This is a genomic window from Luteipulveratus mongoliensis (genome assembly GCF_001190945.1).
Taxonomy (GTDB): Bacteria; Actinomycetota; Actinomycetes; order Actinomycetales; family Dermatophilaceae; genus Luteipulveratus; species Luteipulveratus mongoliensis.
Genome location: NZ_CP011112.1, coordinates 294,876 through 311,144, shown reverse-complemented (window position 1 = coordinate 311,144; position 16,269 = coordinate 294,876). Strand labels below are relative to the sequence as shown.

Sequence of the window (16,269 nt, the reverse complement as noted above, 5' to 3'; positions counted from 1 at the left end):
CTCTACGCCCCTTGTCGGGAGGTGTGCGCGCGTCCGGCGAGCCAGAACCACAGACCGAGGGCGATGAACAGCAGCAGCGGGACCAGCTCGGTCAGCAAGTACGTGTACCGCTCACGGTGCGCCCACTGGTCGGGGAGGTAGTCACCGTCGAACCACTGGTCGCCCACTCCGGGAAGCAGCAGCTGCACCGTGCAGAACACGATCGCGACACAGCTGAGGATGGTCATCGCCGGCAGGGCCGGACAGCGGTACGGCCTGGGCCTGTCCGGGTCCTTGCGGCGAAGCACCCACGCCGCCGGGAAGATGCCGATGTAGGAGATCAGCGTCGTGGAGATCGCCAGCGACAGAGCAACGGTGAAGAACTTGTACGCATTGCCGCCGGTGATCTCGATGGTGGCGATCAGCACGACGGTCGACACGACGCCGGAGACGACGTTGACGCGCAGCGGCGTGCCGAAGCGGGGCGAGAACACCCCGAGCGATCGAGGGCCGGCGCCGTCGTAGCAGGACACCGCGAGCGTACGGTCCGACCCCATGATCCAGGTCAGCCCCGACGTGAACGCGACCAGCGCGATCAGGATCCCCATCAGCCAGCCCATGACGAGCCCGGCGCCGGACAGGGTCGAGACGACCGTGCCGTCGGTGGCGGTCTGCACGTGACCGCCGAACACGGTCATCGCCTGCTTCAGCGCGTCGGGGAAGCCGGCGAGTCCGGTCGCCTGACCGGGCGGCAGGACGAGCAGGATCCCGAGGATGGGGAGTCCGTACAGCAGGCCGGTCGCGATGACCGACTTCGCGATGCCGGCGGGTACGTCGCGGGCCGCGTCCTTCATCTCTTCGCCGGCCGCGCTGGGGAGCTCAAAACCCACTAGAGAGAACAGGATGAGTGGCACGAGCGCCACAAAGCTGGAGTACGTCGGAGAGAAGTCGCCGCCGCCGATGCCGTGCACCCCGTGCTTGGCGGCGTACACGACGATCACCAGCATGAAGAAGCCCATTAGGAGGAAGCGGGCGTAAGCGCCGATCGTCGCGACCCACTTGCCGACCTTGAACGACAGGATCGCGAACAGCACGCCTGCCCAGATGAAGGGGATCCCCAACCCATACAACAGCGGGCGGCTTGCGTCGGAGCCGCTGTCGCTGAAGAAGACGAGCAGCCCACTCGCCGCGGTGGCGACCAGCGTGCCGCCCATCCAGACCGGGTTGGTCACCCAGTAGAAGAAGTTGTTGACCGCACCGGCGGCACGTCCGAACGCGCGCCGGGTCCACACGTACGGACCGCCCTCGTCGGTGTACGCCGCCCCCAGCTCCGCCAGCACCATCGCCGAGGGGACTGCGAAGAGCAGGACGCTCAGCACGAGCCAGGTGAAGCCCGCGCCGCCCTGCGTCGCGAGGGTGCCGAGGCCGTCGATCCCGAACAGCGTGCACACGAGGAAGAAGAAGATGTCGCCGCGGCCGAAGTGCTGCTGCAGCTTGGCCTTCTCCTCGGCGGTGGCGTCGTCCACTGTGGTCGTAGTCATCGCTCGCCTCCGGGTCGTTCGGGTGCCCTGCTTAGTCCGCCAATGTAGAGCGCCACCACCTGCTGAGCACGGCTAATCAACTCTTCGCGCAGCTCGGGCGGAGACAGGACCTCGACGTCGCCGGCGTAGCGGAGCAGGTGGTGCGCGGCGTTGGAGACGGACTCGATCGGTACGTCGACGGTCACCCAGCCGTCGTCGTCCGGTACGACTCCCGCGGCTGCCGCTGCCAGCAGCGGGTCCGAGAGGTCGGGCAGGCGTGAGACGAGCGCCGGGGAGAGGCGCACGGTCGTCGTACTCGTGAAGCGTCGCTTGTCCCACGACGCGACCTGTGTCGCCCAATACCCAGCAAGGTCAAAGGAATCCGGCCGCTCGAACGTCTCACCGGATGCGTCAAGGTCCAGCACGTTCGACACCCGGTACGTCCGCGGCGAGCCCGACGAGGCCAGCGCGACGACGTACCAGACGCCGTTCTTCATCACGAGCCCCAACGGTGACAGCGTCCGCGGCACCTCGCGCGGCTCCTCCCAGCGCCGGTACGTCACCGTCACCACCTGCGACGCGATCACTGCCGCCGCGAGCGGGGCGAGGAACGGCAGGTCGGCGGGCGGCGCGTACCAAGCCGGCAGGTCGAGGTGAAAACGGTCCCGCAGCACCGACGCTCGCAGCCGCTGGTCGGGCGACAGGGCCGCCAGCAGCTTCTGCTCGGCAGACGCCGCCGACTGCCCAAAACCCAACGCTGACGCGGCTGCTGGCAAGCCGACCATGAACAGCGACTCGGCCTCCGACGCCGTCAAACCTGTCAGCCGCGTCCGATATCCGTCGACCAGCTGATAGCCACCAGTCCTCCCCTGGTCGGCGTAGACGGGTACGCCGGCCGCGAGCAGCGCGTCGATGTCGCGGTAGATCGTGCGCACCGAGACCTCGAGCTCGGCTGCCAGCGCGCCAGCCGACAGCCGCCCCCGGTTCTGCAGGAGCAGCAGGATCGAGACCAATCGACTGGAACGCACCAATAAAGACTGACACAACCTGACAGGTTTCGCCGCGACGGTGGGCACATGACCAAAGACTTCGCGTTCCTCACCGGCAGCTGGCAGGTCGACCACCGCCGCCTCGCCAAACCACTCACCGGCAGCGACGAGTGGGACACCTTCACCACTCCGTCGCTCGCCTGGAACTACCTCGACGGCGGCGTCAGTATCGACGAGACCGCCATGGTCGAGCAGGGCGTCTCCGGCATGTCGATCCGCCTCTTCGAACCCGACACCCAGGAGTGGACGGTCCGCTGGATCAGCTCACGCGACAACGTGCTTCAGCCGCCCGTACGCGGCCGCTGGGACGGGCAGGCGTGCCGGCTCAGCAGCAAGGAGGACTACGAAGGCCGCCCGATCGACGTCTCCTACAACTGGAACCTCGAAGGCGCGAAACCCCAATGGGACCAAGCCTTCTCGGAAGATGGCGGCAAGACCTGGGAGACCAACTGGGTCATGGACCTGACCCAGGGAGACCCGACCGCGACCGACGACCCGAGCCTCGGCGTACACCTCCCGAAGCACACCTCCGACTTCGACTTCCTCACCGGCACCTGGGACATCCACCACGAGCGGCTCAAGGAACGCCTCGTCGGCTGCACCGAGTGGATCGAGCTCGACCACGTCCAGCACGCGCGCACTCACTTCAACGGCTCGATCAGTGTCGACGAGAACCACATGCCGGGCCTGTACGCCGGCCTCACCTTCCGCGTCTTCGACCCAGTCGCGAAGGAGTGGGCGATCTACTGGATCGACGGCCGCACCGGCCAGCTCGGCGAGCCTGTGCTCGGCAGCTTCAAGGACGGCGTCGGTGACTTCTACGGGTACGACGAGCACGCGGGCCAGCGGGTGCTCGTCCGCTTCCGCTGGACGGTGGAGAGCGACGTGAAAGCCCAATGGGAGCAAGCCTTCTCGACCGATGAGGGTCAGACCTGGGAGGTCAACTGGCGGCTCTTCCACACCAAGCGTGCTGAGTAGTCAGCGAGGCAGCTCGAACCACGCGTACGCGATCGGTTGGTCGGTGTTCCACTCCTGCTCGGACTTCGCCGAGACTCGTTGGAACCCGACCGACTGATAGCAGCCGATCGCCACCTCGTTGTCGGGTCGCACCCGGAGGAAGACCGCTGGGTGAAACGTGACCGCGAGGTCGGCGAGCGACTGCGTCAGGGCTCGACCGAGGCCGCGTCCGCGACGCTCGGGGTCGACGATCAGCCGCGCGAGCTCGACCTCGCTCTCATCGTCGTCCACCCAGAGCTCGCCGTAGGCGACCGGCTCATCGCCGAGACGCAGTGTGTACGGCTGGACGTCCGCCTCTCCCGCGCACGCGAGCACCTGTCCTGGCGGCACGGGACCGGCATCGACGCGCCACATCCGCGCGTCCAGCGGTGCGCTCGCCCACCGACCGACGGTCGCAGCGAGCGAGTGCGGGAAGCCGTCCCCCTGCGGCTGCAGGCGGGCGGTCTTTGTCTCCATATTGCGACGGTAGATCCGATGGTCGATCCAGCGCAGCAGGTTTGCGCCGGATCGGCCATTGCTCATGATTAGTGAAGGGTCGGCCGGTAGATGAGCTCCTGGGTATTGCCGTCGAGCGTCCGCTGCTCGAGCAGCTCGAGGTCGAAGTCGGGAACGCCCCGGAAGATCGGCTCGACCCCGTACTGACCGTTGATCACCGGGAAGAGCGTGACCTGGACGCGGTCGACCAGGCCGGCGGCCATCAGTGCCCGGTTCAGCGAGAGGCTGCCGTGTGAACGCAACGGCACATCCGACTCCTCCTTCAGGCGAGTGATCGCCTCCACGGCGTCGCCACTCGCGATGGTCGCGTCGGGCCAGTCCACCGGTCCTTCCAGGGTGGAGGACATGACCGTCGCAGGCAGGTCCCTCATCCGGGTGACCCAGGGATCGAGCACCTCGTGCCACTCGCTGCTCGAGCCCAGCATCTCGACTGACTGGCGAAAAGAGTTGCCTCCGAAGACCATTCGCTGCTCCTCGCCGTACTGCGAGTTGCGGTGGTCGAGGAATTCCGGGCCTTGCTTGCCCCAGTAGCCGCGCCAGTCGCCGCCGCCCGGCGACCCGAAGCCGTCAAGGGTGGAGAAGACGTCGAAGGTGTACGTAGCAGTCATGGTGTTTCTCCTCGTGTCTTCGCTCGTGGTCAGTGCATGGTCGGTCGGTAGATGAGCTCCTGGGTGCGACCGTCGAGCGTCCGCTGCTCGAGCAGCTCCAGATCGAAGTCCGCCGCACCCTCGAAGATCGGCTCCGAGCCGTTCTCGCCAGTGATCACGGGGAACAGCGTCACCTGGACGCGGTCGACCAGACCAGCGGCCATCAGCGCTCGGTTCAGCGAGAGGCTGCCGTGTGAACGCAACGGCACATCCGACTCCTCCTTGAGGCGGGTGATGACGTCCACGGCGTCGCCGCTGACCACGGTGGCGTCCGCCCAGTCGAGGGGCTCTTCGAGGGTCGACGAGACGACGGTCAACGGAAGGTTGATCATCCGCGTGACCCAGGGGTCGCGTACCTCGGACTCCTCGGTGCTGGTAGCCAGCATCCCCGCGAAGGCACGAAAGGTGTTGGCGCCGAAGACCATTCGCTGGTTCTCCTCGTACAGGCCGAGGCGGTGGTCGAGCAGCTCCGGGCCCTGCTTGCCCCAGTAGCCGCCCCAGTCGCCGCCGCTGACCGAGCCGAAGCCGTCGAGGCTGGAGAAGACGTCGAAGGTGTAGGTGGCAGTCATGGTGTCCTCCTCGCGTGAGGCAACCCGAGCGGCTGCCTCTCATTCTCTCCACGAACGGGCACGCCTCGCTGCGACAGATCGGCTCGAACCGCGACACATCTGGCCTCGTGCGCCGTCCTCTTAAGTAGACGCACGTTGTCGTTCACGTGTAACGCGGGGTCTCCTTCGTGCGATGCGACAACGCGAATATTCAGTTGACGCGTAAACAGCACTCGGGTGGCCGATGGTGGCAAAGTTTGGCCCGGAGGCCGGAGAGGAGTTGATGCGGTGCGGCAGGCAAATCTCAGGCTGCGCGCTGCGTTGGCCGAGGCCGGCCTAACAGCGCAACGCCTGGCAGAGCACGTCGATGTCGATCCTAAGAGCGTCGAGCGGTGGCTGTCGCAAGGACGAGTCCCGCACGCACGTACCCGACTGGCGGTGGCGACTGTCCTCGACCAGGAGGAGAGCCACCTGTGGCCCTCCCTGCTGGGTTCGGTGCCGTCGGTCGCACCGGCCCCCACCGAGCTCGAGCAGATGTGGCCGTCCCGCAGCCAGGTTCCGGTTGAGATCTGGCAGTCGTTGATCGAAGACGCGCAAAAGCGGGTCGACATTCTGGTCTACGCCGGTGGATTCATTGTCGAGACATTCCGGCTGATCGACCGCATCACCGAGCTGAGTGACGCAGGCGGGTCAGTACGGATCCTGATCGGCGACTCCCAGAGCGACCAGCTCCAGCAGCGCGGCCTTGATGAAGGCTTGCCCTCCTTGCCCTGGCGGGCAGCCTCGACGTGGGAATACCTCGCCGGCGTACGAGACCTGCCGGGCGTGGATATAAGAGTCCACTCGACCCCGCTCTATGTGAGCGTCTACCGATTCGATGACACGCTCATGGTGAATCCACATACCCATGGGCTACCGGCAAAGGACAATCCAGTCCTGCGGCTGCGCCGTATTCACGGGGGCCAGTTGTTCGATTACTACACGGCGGCGTACGAGAGAGTGTGGGACGAGGCACGCGACCCAGCGTGCGAGGAGAGCTGAATGCCCCAGCGGTTCGACTACTTCGACGATCCTGCTGCACCGCCACCGACCAGCGTTGTTCCGTCCGCGACCGCCTTCGTCCAGCACGCCGGGCGCGTGCTGATGATCGAACGGACCGACAACGGGCACTGGTCCATGCCCGGCGGCGCCCTCGACCTGGGCGAGTCACTCCCCGAGTGCGCGGTCCGCGAGACCCGCGAGGAGTCCGGCATCGACGTCGAGATCGTCGGGCTGATCGGGATCTACAGCGACCCTCGCCACCTCATCCACTACACCAGCGACGACGAGGTGCGCCAAGAGTTCACGGTCGTCTACCGAGCGCGACCGAACGATCCCGACCAGCCTCCGAAGACGAGCTCGGAGAGCAGCCGGGTCGAATGGATCGACGTATCCGAGATGCCGAACCTGCCGATGGATCGCAGCCAGCGCCTGCGGATCGAGCACGCGCTGAACCGCGAAGGGCCTTGGCTCGGTTGACTATTCGCGCTTTCGCGCACGGGTCGGTCAGGCGTCGTGTGCGCTGACGCAGTATGCCGGTAACAGCGTGTAGGGACTGAGCTGCTCTTCCCGATCGAACGACGGGAGGGGTCCTCCGAGTCGGGTGAGCAGCGCGCGGTGGCGAGTGACGTGTCGGTGGACGACGTCGTCGGGGTGGTAGCGCTTCAGGATCTCGTCGATGCGCTGATGCACCGTGACGGGCTGACCACTCGGGCTGGTGTTGAGGTCTGCCCACGACAAGGTTCGTCGCAGGTAGTCGGCCGCTGGGTGATCCGAGATGTACGGGTCGAAGAGCGACGGATCGATACCGCGTGCGGCGGCTTCGCGTCCCGCAAGTGTGTGGGTGGCGACGAGGTCGCAGACCGTGCGCGAAAACCCAAGCGCCGCAAGGTGTCTCGCGCCATCGAGGGGATGGAATCCATGGTGCGCCAGCCGAGGGCTGTAGCCGATGTCGTGCAGTACGCCTGCGGTGACGAGGTCGGAACGCACACCGACGGGTACGCGATAGGCGATGGCCGCCACCGTCACGCCGACGGCAAGTGAGTGATCGATTCGCTGCGGTGAGAGCTCGGCGAGCAAGTCGCCGTAGCGAGCGCGTAGCACGTCTCTGTTAAAAATCACGGCCCCCACTGTGCCTGTGTGCCAACCGAATTGGGGCCTGAAGCATGAAGTTTTATGAAGTGTCCGGAAGTGTCCCCAGGTGTCCGAATGATGTGGTGTTGACGTCCCACGATCTGGTCCAGTCTTGAAAACACACCAAACCAAGCGGCAGTAATCGGGGTCTTCCGCACCAGAGGCGTTATGCGTCGTGACTAGCGAAAGGTTCGGACGTGGCCAAACGGATGATGATCCGTCAGTGTGATTTCCAGAAGCTCTTCAAAGATGTCGGCGCGGACCCGCTGACTTTGAATGCGCATCGCCGTGGCCACTCGGCAGCGCCGGTCAGCCGGTGAGCATCATGACCCGAACCCTCAGCGCCTCGACGCGCCCCCGCGCCGGCTTCGGCCGGTTCGTCTCGAGAAGTTCTGACCACGGCAGTCCCGTTGCCCCGGTCGTCGTCCGCGAGTCGCGGCACATCACCGGCGCCCAGGGATGCACCTTCGAGCAGGTCGCGGACTGGGCGCCTGCCGACCTGCTCGGCCTCGGCGTCGAAGGCCCGTCGGCTGTCGCCAACCGCGAGCGGTGCCGTCGGGCCGCAGCGATCCTCGCCGAGTGCGCGCTGTACCCCGAGGAGTTCGACGAGCCCCCTGTCCTGCGGCTGCTGATCAGGCACCGCGGTGACATGGTCGCGACCGCCGATGACCCGGCCCTGGTGGAGCACCTGCGCGGTCACCTCGGCGTGGACGCCCTTCTCGTTCAGGCGTGGCAGGACCTGGAGCGCTTCGGGCCCGACCCGCTCGGCCGGCCGGGAGACATCGGCGACCGGCTGACCAATGCCGTCAACGAGGTCCGGGTCCGAGCAGGACTGCGGATGTTGACGAGGCGGCAGGTCGCCGCGCGCCGGCTGACCGACGTGGTGCACCAGTCGCCGGAGCGCTGGTCGCCCAACTAAACGTCGATTCCCCACCCCAGGGATCGACCCCTGCGCCGTGCCCGAACCTCCGAGCGGGCACGGCGCACTTATGTCCGGCCCCAGCCCGAGCGCGGAGCGGCGCCACTTGACCGGACTATTCATTGTGTGAATAGATACCTCCATGACGACGGGGCATGTAGTGCTGGGGCTGCTGGCCAGGGGGCAGCAGCACGGTTACGACTTGAAGCGAGTGCACGACGAACACTTCCCTGCTGCCAAGCCGCTGGCCTTCGGTCAGGTCTATGCCACGCTGCAGCGCCTGCAGGACAAGGGCTTCGTCGAGCCCGTCGCGGTGCAGCGGGTCGATGGACCGGACCGCACGGTCTACGCCATGACCGACGCCGGGCGCGAGGAGCTGCACCGCTGGCTCGAGGCGCCCGAGGACCCCGCGCCCTACGTCGCCAACCCGCTCGCCATCAAGGTCACCCTGACCATCCTGGCCGCGGGCGAGGACGAGGCGGCGGCGTACCTGCAACGTCAGCGCGAAGCGCACCTGGACCGGATGCGCCACTTCACCAAGCTCAAGACCGACCCGGCCTCGTCGCTGCACGACGTGCTCGCAGCCGACTACGCCATCTCGCATCTGGATGCCGATCTGCGCTGGATGGAGACCGCCCTGCAGCGGGTCAGCGCTCTCACGGAGGAGATCACCGCATGAGTCATCAGCTGAACGACATCGCGTTGTCCGCGCGATCGCTCGTCTACTCCTACGACAACGAGCCGGCGCTCAAGGGGGTGAGCCTGCAGGTACGACGGGGGGAGGTCGTCTCGATCACCGGGCCTTCCGGGTCGGGCAAGTCCACGCTCATGCTGTGCCTCGCCGGAGTGCTCACGCCGGACGCCGGGGACGTCCTGCTCGGCGACCGCCGCATCAGCGCCGAGAACGAAGCCGCTCGGTCCCGGCTGCGGAGGCGTGAGATCGGTGTCGTCTTCCAGTTCGGGCAGCTCGTGCCTGAGCTGACTGCACTCGAAAACGTCTGTCTCCCCTTGCTTCTCAGTGGGTCGAGTCGCCGGGCGGCCGAGAGCGCGGCGCGGACCTGGCTCGAGAGGTTCGAGGTGTCCGGCGTGGCGAACGCTCGGCCGTCGGCCATCTCGGGCGGTCAGGCCCAGCGCGTCGCCATAGCTCGCGCGATGGTCACCGAGCCGACCGTGGTCTGTGCCGACGAGCCGACGGGCGCCCTCGACACGTTGGCCGGCGAGCTCGTCATGAATCAGCTGGTCCGCGTCGCTCGTGAAGCCGGGACCACGGTCGTCCTCGTCACCCACGACGCCCGGGTGTCGGCGTACGGCGACCGCGAGATCCACCTGCGCGACGGCGCGCTCGAGTCGGGCCACGCCGACCTGGTCGGCCTGGCCGGCGACGCGTCATGAGCGTCGATCGGGGGCCGCGACTGAGCACGCTGCTACGGATGGCGGTGACCGGCAGTCGTGCGGACGGGCTCCGGATCGTGCTGACTGCGTTGGGATCGGCGGCCGCGACCGTGGCCCTGCTGCTCGCTGCCGCCGTGGTGTCGATCGGTCCGGGCGACGGGCCTTATCGGCTCAACCTCTTGAACGAGAGCGGTCTGCGCGGTGGCGTCATCACGGCGATGCTGCTGGTCTGCGTGCCGGTGCTGGCGTTCGTCGGTCAGTGCTCTCGCATCGGCGCGCCGGCCCGCGACCGTCGCTTGGCCGCCTTCCGCATGGCCGGTGGCACGCCGAGCGATGTACGCCGAGTGGTTGCCCTCGAGTCCTTCGTGGCCTCTGGGGTCGGCTCGGTGATCGGTGGCGCCGCGTACGTGGTGCTGCATGTCTTCTTCTCCGGCCTCGGACCCGCGCGAGTCGGTCACGGGGAGTTCGGCGAGAAGATCGTGCATCCACCTGCGCGCGTCCTTCCCGCTGATGTCATTCCACCGCTGTGGTTGATCGTGCTCTGCCTTGCGGCGGTGCCGGTCGGCGCGCTGGTCGGCAGTCGAATCGCGTTGCGCCGCACGGCGATCACGCCCTTTGGTGTGCTGCGTCGAGTCGCGCACCGCCCGCCGGCGGTCGCACCGGCGATCCTCTTCGCCGTGGGCGTCCTTGGCCTCGTGCTCTGGTCGACTCTCGTGTCCTTCCTCTCAGGTGATGGCGGCGTCAGCGGGTGGGGCTTCCTGGCCATGCCGGTGCTCGTGCTCCTGGCCGGTCTGGGCCTCATCTTCGGGTCGGCCTCGTGCGCCTACCTGCTCGGGCGGTTCATCGGATCGCGTACTCGCCGACCGGCGCTCTTGATCGCCGCCCGTCGGATGGTCGACGCACCGTTCACGGCGAGCCGGGTGAGCTCGGCAGTCGTGCTCGCCGTCCTCATCGGCGCCGGTGCTCAAGGCGTCCGCGCGAACTTCATGACCTCGGTCGGTGGGAAGGCCGGCGACGAGACCGAACGGGACGGGTTCTTCACCGACTCGTTCAACGCGGTCAACGCCATGCTCGTCATCGCCGTCGTGATTGCTGTTGCAGGTCTGCTGGTGGTCGCCGCCGAAGGTGTCGTCACCCGGCGTCGCACGCTCGCAGCACTGACTGCAGTCGGCGTGCCGCGTCGTACGCTCGCGGTCGCAACCGTGCTGGAGACAGTCCTCCCGCTCGTGCCCACCGTCCTTGTCGCCACCGGGACAGGACTGCTTGCGGCTCGTGGTGTCTTCGGGACGACCGCGTACGTGAGTGGATCGCCCGAAGGCCGTGAGGTAGGCGTACCCGTGCCGTGGTCTGATCTGGCCGTGCTCGCGGGAGGCACGCTGCTGCTCGCCACCGCGGTGACTGCCGTGTCCTTGGTCTTCCTGCGGCGCAGCACCAGCATCACCGAGCTCCGCGCAGCAGCCTGAATCGGGCGGCCCGCTCGGCATAGTCTGCTCGCATGTCGCAGCCGCCGAACGATGAGAACCGCTGGGCCGCAGAGCAGTCCGCGCAGACCCAGCAGGGTGGGCCAAACCCGCCAGCATCCACCTGGCCCGGCGGACCAGGCGCGACATCGACGGTCTACTCGCCCTACGTGCCCAGGGTGACGTCGTACGGGCAGACCACTCCCGTCGGGCTGCGCGTCCTCGGTGCGGCGCTGCTGCTGCCCGCAGTGTTCTTCTGGATTCGTGATCTGGTCGTGCCGTCCTGGCAGACCGCCAAGCTCAGCACCGAGAACCGCAACCCGCTGCGCGACACCGCGACCTCGGTCGGCATGGACAACTACGAGAACCTCGACTACGGCAAGGCGTTGGTGTTCGCGCTGAGCCTCGCCCTGCTGCCGGCCCTCATCGCGCTCGTTGTCGGCCCGATCATCGGGGCGGTCGCGGCCCGTGCCTCGACGCCCCTGCGTCGCGTCATCACGGGCGTGCTCGGCGTTCTGGTTCTGCTGGTCGGCACGACCGGCATCATTCTCGCCAGCCTCCCCGAGCGCTCGCTCGGCGACGGCATGGATGTACGCGTGATCGCGATGCTCTGCGGCCTACCGGTCGTGGTCGGGCTCAGCGGTCTGGTGTTCGTCGCGGTGAGTCGCACCCGGTCCGCTGAGTCGTCGGGGATGGCCCCGGTCGCGACTGCGGTGCTGGTCGGGATCATTGCGCTGATGGCCATCGTCGCCATCGCGATCCAGTCCTTGGCGCCTTCGCTCGTCGCGACGACGGGCGGACCCAAGGGCGAGACGTTGACGCCGAATCTGTTGGCATACCAGTCCGGATTCCAGCGCATGCAGTTCGGGCGGGGTGCCGCATCGCAGACCTTGACCCTCGTGATCGTCGGAGTGCTCGGCCTGATCGCCGGCCTCCTCATCCTCGGCAGCCGCCTCCGTGTTGAACCCGCGGCCGCCGAGGACTCGCCCGGACGGTCCAACGTCAGCGGCATCGTCGCCATCGTTCTCGCGGTCCTGGCCGTCGTCGTGATCGCGGTCCTGCTGCACGACTGGGCGACCGGTCTGTCCGACACCGATCTCCCTCGAGGCGCGTCCACGCCGCCGAACCTGACGAGCAACACGTGGACTCCCGGGATCCCGCCGGCCGGTGTCGCCGCCCTCGTCGCGGCGCTCGGCGGGTTCGGACTCGGGGCGCTCCGGCCCCTCGGCCGCGTCAGTGAGTGGCTCCTACTGCCTTTCATGCCATGGCTTTTCGTCGGTCTGGGCACCCTGTCGATGACCCACTTCATCGATCAGATCGGTGACGACCGCACCTTGACCCCGCCCATGTGGGTCAGCGTGCCGGCACTCGTGGTGTGCACCTTGGTGAGTGCCGGCGTACGACGTCGTTGGGACGAGTCGCAGGCCCGCGGCGGTCCAGCGCCCCTAGCCGCCATCCTCACGCTGCCCGCCGCGGTGCTGCTGATGTTCCTCGGCCTGATCGTCAGCCACGCGCAGAACATCGGCTGGCAGCTGGCGGTCGCCGTCACGCCGGAGGACCGGACCGGCCCCGTCACGCTGGTGCAGCTGCGCAACGAGATGTTCTACACCGGTTCCGGCTCGCTGCCCTACGGCCTGGCCAACCCGCTCCCGCTCACCATCCTGCTCGCGGTCGCCGGCGCCGGACTCTGCGCGCTCCTGGGCTCGCTCACCATCCGTGCCGGGCGACCGAAGTGGATCGCCTGACCGTCCGGGCCTACTCCGGCGACACGATGTCGGGCAGGCTGCGTCGTCGCAGGAGCACCCGCGTCGGGACGATCCCGGCGACCAGGCCGAGCGCCGCCACGCCACCGGCGAGTGCGGCGTACCGCGCTGGGTCGACGATGATCCTGAACGCGCCGTCCTGCGCAATGCTGAACGCTCCCACCACGATTCCCGTCACGATCGCGCCGAGCACGAGCCCGACCGCGACCGTCACGACGGCCTCGCGCAGGGCTGCGCCCCGCACCTGACCGACGGTTGCCCCCGCGAGCCGCAGGTCTGCGTACTCGCGCCGCCGCCCCGACGCCGAGATCGCGAACGTGTTGATGACGGCAATTGCGGTGAACCCCAACGTGATTGCCATCATCACCTCCCACGCTCCCTCCTGGTCCTCGGTGTCGGCCGCGGTCGCAGTCGAGGCGCCCCGAGTCACGGTCAGGTCCGGCCAGCGGGCCGTGATCCGCGAGGCGACGTCGCCGTCGTACCGCAGCGCGACACCGGTCGCCAGCCCGCGCGGATCGTGTGAGGCGACGAGTGCGCCGGGCAGTGCCAGCTCGCCGAATCCGCGTGCTCGTTCGTAGATGCCCGTCAGGCGCAACGTCACCGGATAGCCGTCAGCGAGCCACATGGAGACCGACTCCCCGACCTTCCAGTGGTGTGCCGATGCGAGTGGCTTGCTCGCGGCGAATGTGCCTGCGCCTCCGAGGTTTCCGGCCGTGAAGCCGAGATCGATCGCTGAGTCGCCGGAGTGCTCGATGCCCTGAGCGGGATGGTCCTCGGGCTCGTCCTCCTCCGGCAGGATCACGCTCGTCGGCACCGTCGCAGCAGAGCCGGTCACCCCCGGCTGCCGTACGACGTCCGCCACCGTCGTGAGTGGAATCCCGTCCCGACTGGTCACCTGAGCCGTGGCCACAGCACCACGTGCGGCGGCCTCGGAGTGGGTGACCTTGGTGAGCAGGTTCGAGGTCAGCAGCATCGTGGCGTTGATCGCGAACATCAGCACCAGCGGCACCGCCACGGCCGCGACCCGGCGACTCTCGGCCCGTGTCACCAGGCCCGCGAGCCACGCCGTCACCCCGCCGAGCCCGGCGACGCGTCCGAAGACCGCGGTCAGACCGTGGACCAGCACCGGTCCCAGCGCGGCCACCGCGCACAGCAGCAGGGCCGAAGAGATGAAGCTCATGCCCATGCCCAGGTCGCCACCGAGCGGTACGAAGGTCAGGACGGCGACCGCACCACCAGCGGTGATGAGCGCGATGAGGGTTCGGAGGACGAGCGCTCCTGTCGGCGCGACTGCGGTCTCCGCCAGCGCTTGAGTTGGAGCGATCTTGGCGGCGCGTCGACCGGCAACCCGTGCAGACACGAAGGTCAGCAACACTCCCACCACCACCGCAGCGACGAGGACCGCCGGGTTGGTGCGTACCTCGAACTGAGCCGGAATCGCGTCAATCTCCTTGAACCGCGCAGCAATCACGCGAGACAGGACGATGCCGAGCGGCACGGCTGGGATCGCCGCGAGGATCGCCAGGACGACCGCCTCGGCACCCAGCAGACGTCGCAGCTGACGAGGTGTCGCCCCTGCCGTACGCAGCAGCGCGAGCTCACGCAGCCGCTGCCGCACGCCCAAGGAGACCGTGCCCGTAAGGACGAATACCGCTGCGAATCCTGTGATTCCGATGGTGAAGCCGAAGATCGAGATCGGCCCGATGTAGTCCGGTACCGCCCCAGGAAGGTCTGCCTCGACGCGATCCCCACCGGTCCGCACCGGCAGATCGCCGGCCACCGACCGTACGCCGTCACGCAGCTCACCGATCGACGTCCCACGAACAGCCTGTACGCCGACCGCTGTCGGCCCGCTCAGACCCGACACCTGCCCGATGGCGGAGTCCGCGACGAACAACGCGCCCTGCGCGGGCAAGCCAGCGCGACCAGAAGGTGCCGCGACTCCCGAGACGACCAGCGGTCGGGTGCCGGCGCGAGAGGTGACCATCACCCGGGAGCCGACCGACAGTCCGCCCCGCTGAGCCAGATCGGCGTCGATGACCGCCTCGCCGGCGCGCGGCGTACGGCCGGTGCGGAGGGCGTACGGCGTGAGCTGGGCCGAGCCCCAACCGTGTCCGATCACAGGAGCATCGTCAGCGCCGTGAACGGACTGCCCATGTGGGCCGACCAGCACCACCGGAAATGCCGAATCCGCAACAGTCGCAGCCACACCCGGGACCCGAGACAGTCGATCGGCGAGGTCGGGCGGCAACGTGCCCGCGCCCGTCAGCCGCTCGCTCTTGGTCTTCGTCTTGGTCTTACCCTTCTTCTTCTCGTGCGTGCTCGTCACCGTAACGTGACGGTCGGTGGAGACGACCAGGTCGGAGGCGGCGAACCGGTCCGCGGGCGCCTTTGCGGTCAGCACGGAGAAGAGCAGCAGCCCGCCCGCCGCCAGCAGCGCGACCGCGAGGACCGCTGCGACGAAGGTCCCGACGAACGCGCCGACCCGGTGCCGCAGGGTGCCGAGAGCGAGTCGCAGCATCATGCGCTGACCGCCATCATCTGCGCCGCGATCTGCTCCGACGTGGGATAGCCGAGCTCGGAGACGATCCGACCGTCGGCCAGGAACACCACCCGGTCCGCCCAGGCGGCAGATGCGGGATCGTGCGTGACCATCACGACCGACGTACCGAAGTCGTCGACCGCCTCGCGCAGGAGCGTCAGCACCTCGCGACCGGTCGACAGGTCGAGGGCACCGGTCGGCTCGTCGGCGAAGATCACCTCGGGGCGAGCGGCCAGTGCTCGAGCGAGCGCGACCCGTTGGCGTTGACCGCCGGACAGCTGACCCGGCCGATCATGCTCGCGTCCGCTCAGCCCCACCCGAGCGATCACCTCACGTGCCCACGCCTTGTCCGGCCGGTCACCGGCGAGCTTCCGCGGCAGGAGCACGTTCTGCCACACGGTCAACGAGTCCATCAGGTTGTACGACTGGAAGACGAACCCGACGCGGCGACGTCGCGCCCGCGTCAGGGCCGGCTCCTTCAGCCGCCCGATGTCCTCACCGCCGAGCCGCACGTCGCCGCGGTCGGGCCGGTCGAGACCGGCCGCGCAGTGCAGCAGCGTCGACTTCCCGGACCCTGACGGCCCCATCACGGCGCAGAACGTCCCTCTTGCGAACGCGACGGACACCCCGTCGAGCGCGGGCACTCCGCCCGCACCGGCGTACGTCTTGGCGATGTCCACGACCTCGACCACCGGCTGAACCGGCCCCCGGACTTCCTTGGTTTGCATGTCCTCAAACCTGCCGGGACGCCGGTGACATCACTAGC

General features: G+C 68.0%; 16 protein-coding genes. 8 read left to right on the top strand and 8 right to left on the bottom strand.

The window, feature by feature from the left end; all coding sequences use genetic code 11:
• Positions 1 to 2: 2 nt before the first annotated feature.
• Together VV02_RS01505 and VV02_RS01500 are read right to left on the bottom strand one after the other, a co-directional pair.
• Entirely contained in the window at positions 3 to 1,520 is a 1,518-nt protein-coding gene (locus tag VV02_RS01505) for an APC family permease (protein WP_052589402.1), read from the bottom strand.
• Positions 1,517 to 2,527 carry a helix-turn-helix transcriptional regulator gene (locus VV02_RS01500; protein WP_052589401.1) on the bottom strand — a complete coding sequence of 337 codons (1,011 nt, stop codon included), beginning with the start codon at positions 2,525 to 2,527 and terminating at the stop codon, positions 1,517 to 1,519. Before VV02_RS01500 ends, VV02_RS01505 begins: the two co-directional genes overlap by 4 nt.
• Before the next feature lie 48 nt (positions 2,528 to 2,575).
• Here VV02_RS01500 and VV02_RS25835 point away from each other — a divergent pair, with 48 nt between their 5' ends.
• Positions 2,576 to 3,526, top strand: a complete 951-nt coding sequence (locus tag VV02_RS25835) for a hypothetical protein (protein WP_083449830.1) — start codon at positions 2,576 to 2,578, stop codon at positions 3,524 to 3,526.
• On the opposite strand, the gene VV02_RS01490 is transcribed toward VV02_RS25835, so the two are convergent.
• The 3 genes from VV02_RS01490 to VV02_RS01480 all read right to left on the bottom strand — a co-directional run bounded on the left by VV02_RS01490 (position 3,527) and on the right by VV02_RS01480 (position 5,276).
• Positions 3,527 to 4,021, bottom strand: coding sequence for a GNAT family N-acetyltransferase (locus VV02_RS01490; RefSeq protein WP_169787618.1), 495 nt, complete (start codon positions 4,019 to 4,021; stop codon positions 3,527 to 3,529).
• Between the two features lie 68 nt (positions 4,022 to 4,089).
• Positions 4,090 to 4,668: a dihydrofolate reductase family protein gene (locus VV02_RS01485; protein ID WP_052589399.1), complete on the bottom strand. Its 579-nt coding sequence runs from the start codon at positions 4,666 to 4,668 to the stop codon at positions 4,090 to 4,092.
• Between the two features lie 29 nt (positions 4,669 to 4,697).
• On the bottom strand, positions 4,698 to 5,276 hold the full coding sequence (locus tag VV02_RS01480) for a dihydrofolate reductase family protein (protein ID WP_052589398.1): 579 nt from the start codon (positions 5,274 to 5,276) through the stop codon (positions 4,698 to 4,700).
• Positions 5,277 to 5,576: 300 nt separating this feature from the next.
• Between VV02_RS01480 and VV02_RS01475 the strand changes: the two genes are divergently transcribed.
• Together VV02_RS01475 and VV02_RS01470 are read left to right on the top strand one after the other, a co-directional pair.
• Entirely contained in the window at positions 5,577 to 6,296 is a 720-nt protein-coding gene (locus tag VV02_RS01475; RefSeq protein WP_157063212.1) for a phospholipase D-like domain-containing protein, read from the top strand.
• Positions 6,297 to 6,773: an NUDIX hydrolase gene (locus VV02_RS01470; RefSeq protein ID WP_052589396.1), complete on the top strand. Its 477-nt coding sequence runs from the start codon at positions 6,297 to 6,299 to the stop codon at positions 6,771 to 6,773.
• A gap of 27 nt (positions 6,774 to 6,800) precedes the next feature.
• On the opposite strand, the gene VV02_RS01465 is transcribed toward VV02_RS01470, so the two are convergent.
• Positions 6,801 to 7,415, bottom strand: a complete 615-nt coding sequence (locus VV02_RS01465) for an HD domain-containing protein (RefSeq protein ID WP_169787617.1) — start codon at positions 7,413 to 7,415, stop codon at positions 6,801 to 6,803.
• A 337-nt stretch (positions 7,416 to 7,752) separates the two neighbouring features.
• Here VV02_RS01465 and VV02_RS01460 point away from each other — a divergent pair, with 337 nt between their 5' ends.
• The 5 genes from VV02_RS01460 to VV02_RS01440 all read left to right on the top strand — a co-directional run bounded on the left by VV02_RS01460 (position 7,753) and on the right by VV02_RS01440 (position 12,943).
• Positions 7,753 to 8,346, top strand: a complete 594-nt coding sequence (locus VV02_RS01460; RefSeq protein WP_052589394.1) for a hypothetical protein — start codon at positions 7,753 to 7,755, stop codon at positions 8,344 to 8,346.
• Between the two features lie 142 nt (positions 8,347 to 8,488).
• Positions 8,489 to 9,025, top strand: a complete 537-nt coding sequence (locus VV02_RS01455) for a PadR family transcriptional regulator (RefSeq protein WP_052589393.1) — start codon at positions 8,489 to 8,491, stop codon at positions 9,023 to 9,025.
• Complete coding sequence (locus VV02_RS01450; protein WP_052589392.1) at positions 9,022 to 9,738, top strand: ABC transporter ATP-binding protein; 717 nt, start codon at positions 9,022 to 9,024, stop codon at positions 9,736 to 9,738. Before VV02_RS01455 ends, VV02_RS01450 begins: the two co-directional genes overlap by 4 nt.
• Complete coding sequence (locus tag VV02_RS01445; RefSeq protein WP_052589391.1) at positions 9,735 to 11,201, top strand: FtsX-like permease family protein; 1,467 nt, start codon at positions 9,735 to 9,737, stop codon at positions 11,199 to 11,201. The genes VV02_RS01450 and VV02_RS01445 overlap by 4 nt, the downstream gene beginning before the upstream one ends.
• A 32-nt stretch (positions 11,202 to 11,233) precedes the next feature.
• On the top strand, positions 11,234 to 12,943 hold the full coding sequence (locus tag VV02_RS01440) for a sugar ABC transporter permease (protein ID WP_052589390.1): 1,710 nt from the start codon (positions 11,234 to 11,236) through the stop codon (positions 12,941 to 12,943).
• Positions 12,944 to 12,953: 10 nt separating this feature from the next.
• On the opposite strand, the gene VV02_RS01435 is transcribed toward VV02_RS01440, so the two are convergent.
• Together VV02_RS01435 and VV02_RS01430 are read right to left on the bottom strand one after the other, a co-directional pair.
• Positions 12,954 to 15,485, bottom strand: coding sequence for an ABC transporter permease (locus VV02_RS01435; protein ID WP_218917330.1), 2,532 nt, complete (start codon positions 15,483 to 15,485; stop codon positions 12,954 to 12,956).
• Entirely contained in the window at positions 15,482 to 16,231 is a 750-nt protein-coding gene (locus tag VV02_RS01430; RefSeq protein WP_052589389.1) for an ABC transporter ATP-binding protein, read from the bottom strand. Before VV02_RS01430 ends, VV02_RS01435 begins: the two co-directional genes overlap by 4 nt.
• Positions 16,232 to 16,269: the final 38 nt, after the last annotated feature.

Coding starts and splice junctions, on each gene's coding strand:
- VV02_RS01505 (WP_052589402.1), bottom strand. CDS start 1,520: ATGACTACGACCACAGTGGACGACGCCACCGCCGAGGAGAAGGCCAAG.
- VV02_RS25835 (WP_083449830.1), top strand. CDS start 2,576: ATGACCAAAGACTTCGCGTTCCTCACCGGCAGCTGGCAGGTCGACCAC.
- VV02_RS01490 (WP_169787618.1), bottom strand. CDS start 4,021: ATGGAGACAAAGACCGCCCGCCTGCAGCCGCAGGGGGACGGCTTCCCG.
- VV02_RS01485 (WP_052589399.1), bottom strand. CDS start 4,668: ATGACTGCTACGTACACCTTCGACGTCTTCTCCACCCTTGACGGCTTC.
- VV02_RS01480 (WP_052589398.1), bottom strand. CDS start 5,276: ATGACTGCCACCTACACCTTCGACGTCTTCTCCAGCCTCGACGGCTTC.
- VV02_RS01470 (WP_052589396.1), top strand. CDS start 6,297: ATGCCCCAGCGGTTCGACTACTTCGACGATCCTGCTGCACCGCCACCG.
- VV02_RS01460 (WP_052589394.1), top strand. CDS start 7,753: ATGACCCGAACCCTCAGCGCCTCGACGCGCCCCCGCGCCGGCTTCGGC.
- VV02_RS01455 (WP_052589393.1), top strand. CDS start 8,489: ATGACGACGGGGCATGTAGTGCTGGGGCTGCTGGCCAGGGGGCAGCAG.
- VV02_RS01450 (WP_052589392.1), top strand. CDS start 9,022: ATGAGTCATCAGCTGAACGACATCGCGTTGTCCGCGCGATCGCTCGTC.
- VV02_RS01445 (WP_052589391.1), top strand. CDS start 9,735: ATGAGCGTCGATCGGGGGCCGCGACTGAGCACGCTGCTACGGATGGCG.
- VV02_RS01440 (WP_052589390.1), top strand. CDS start 11,234: ATGTCGCAGCCGCCGAACGATGAGAACCGCTGGGCCGCAGAGCAGTCC.
- VV02_RS01435 (WP_218917330.1), bottom strand. CDS start 15,485: ATGATGCTGCGACTCGCTCTCGGCACCCTGCGGCACCGGGTCGGCGCG.
- VV02_RS01430 (WP_052589389.1), bottom strand. CDS start 16,231: ATGCAAACCAAGGAAGTCCGGGGGCCGGTTCAGCCGGTGGTCGAGGTC.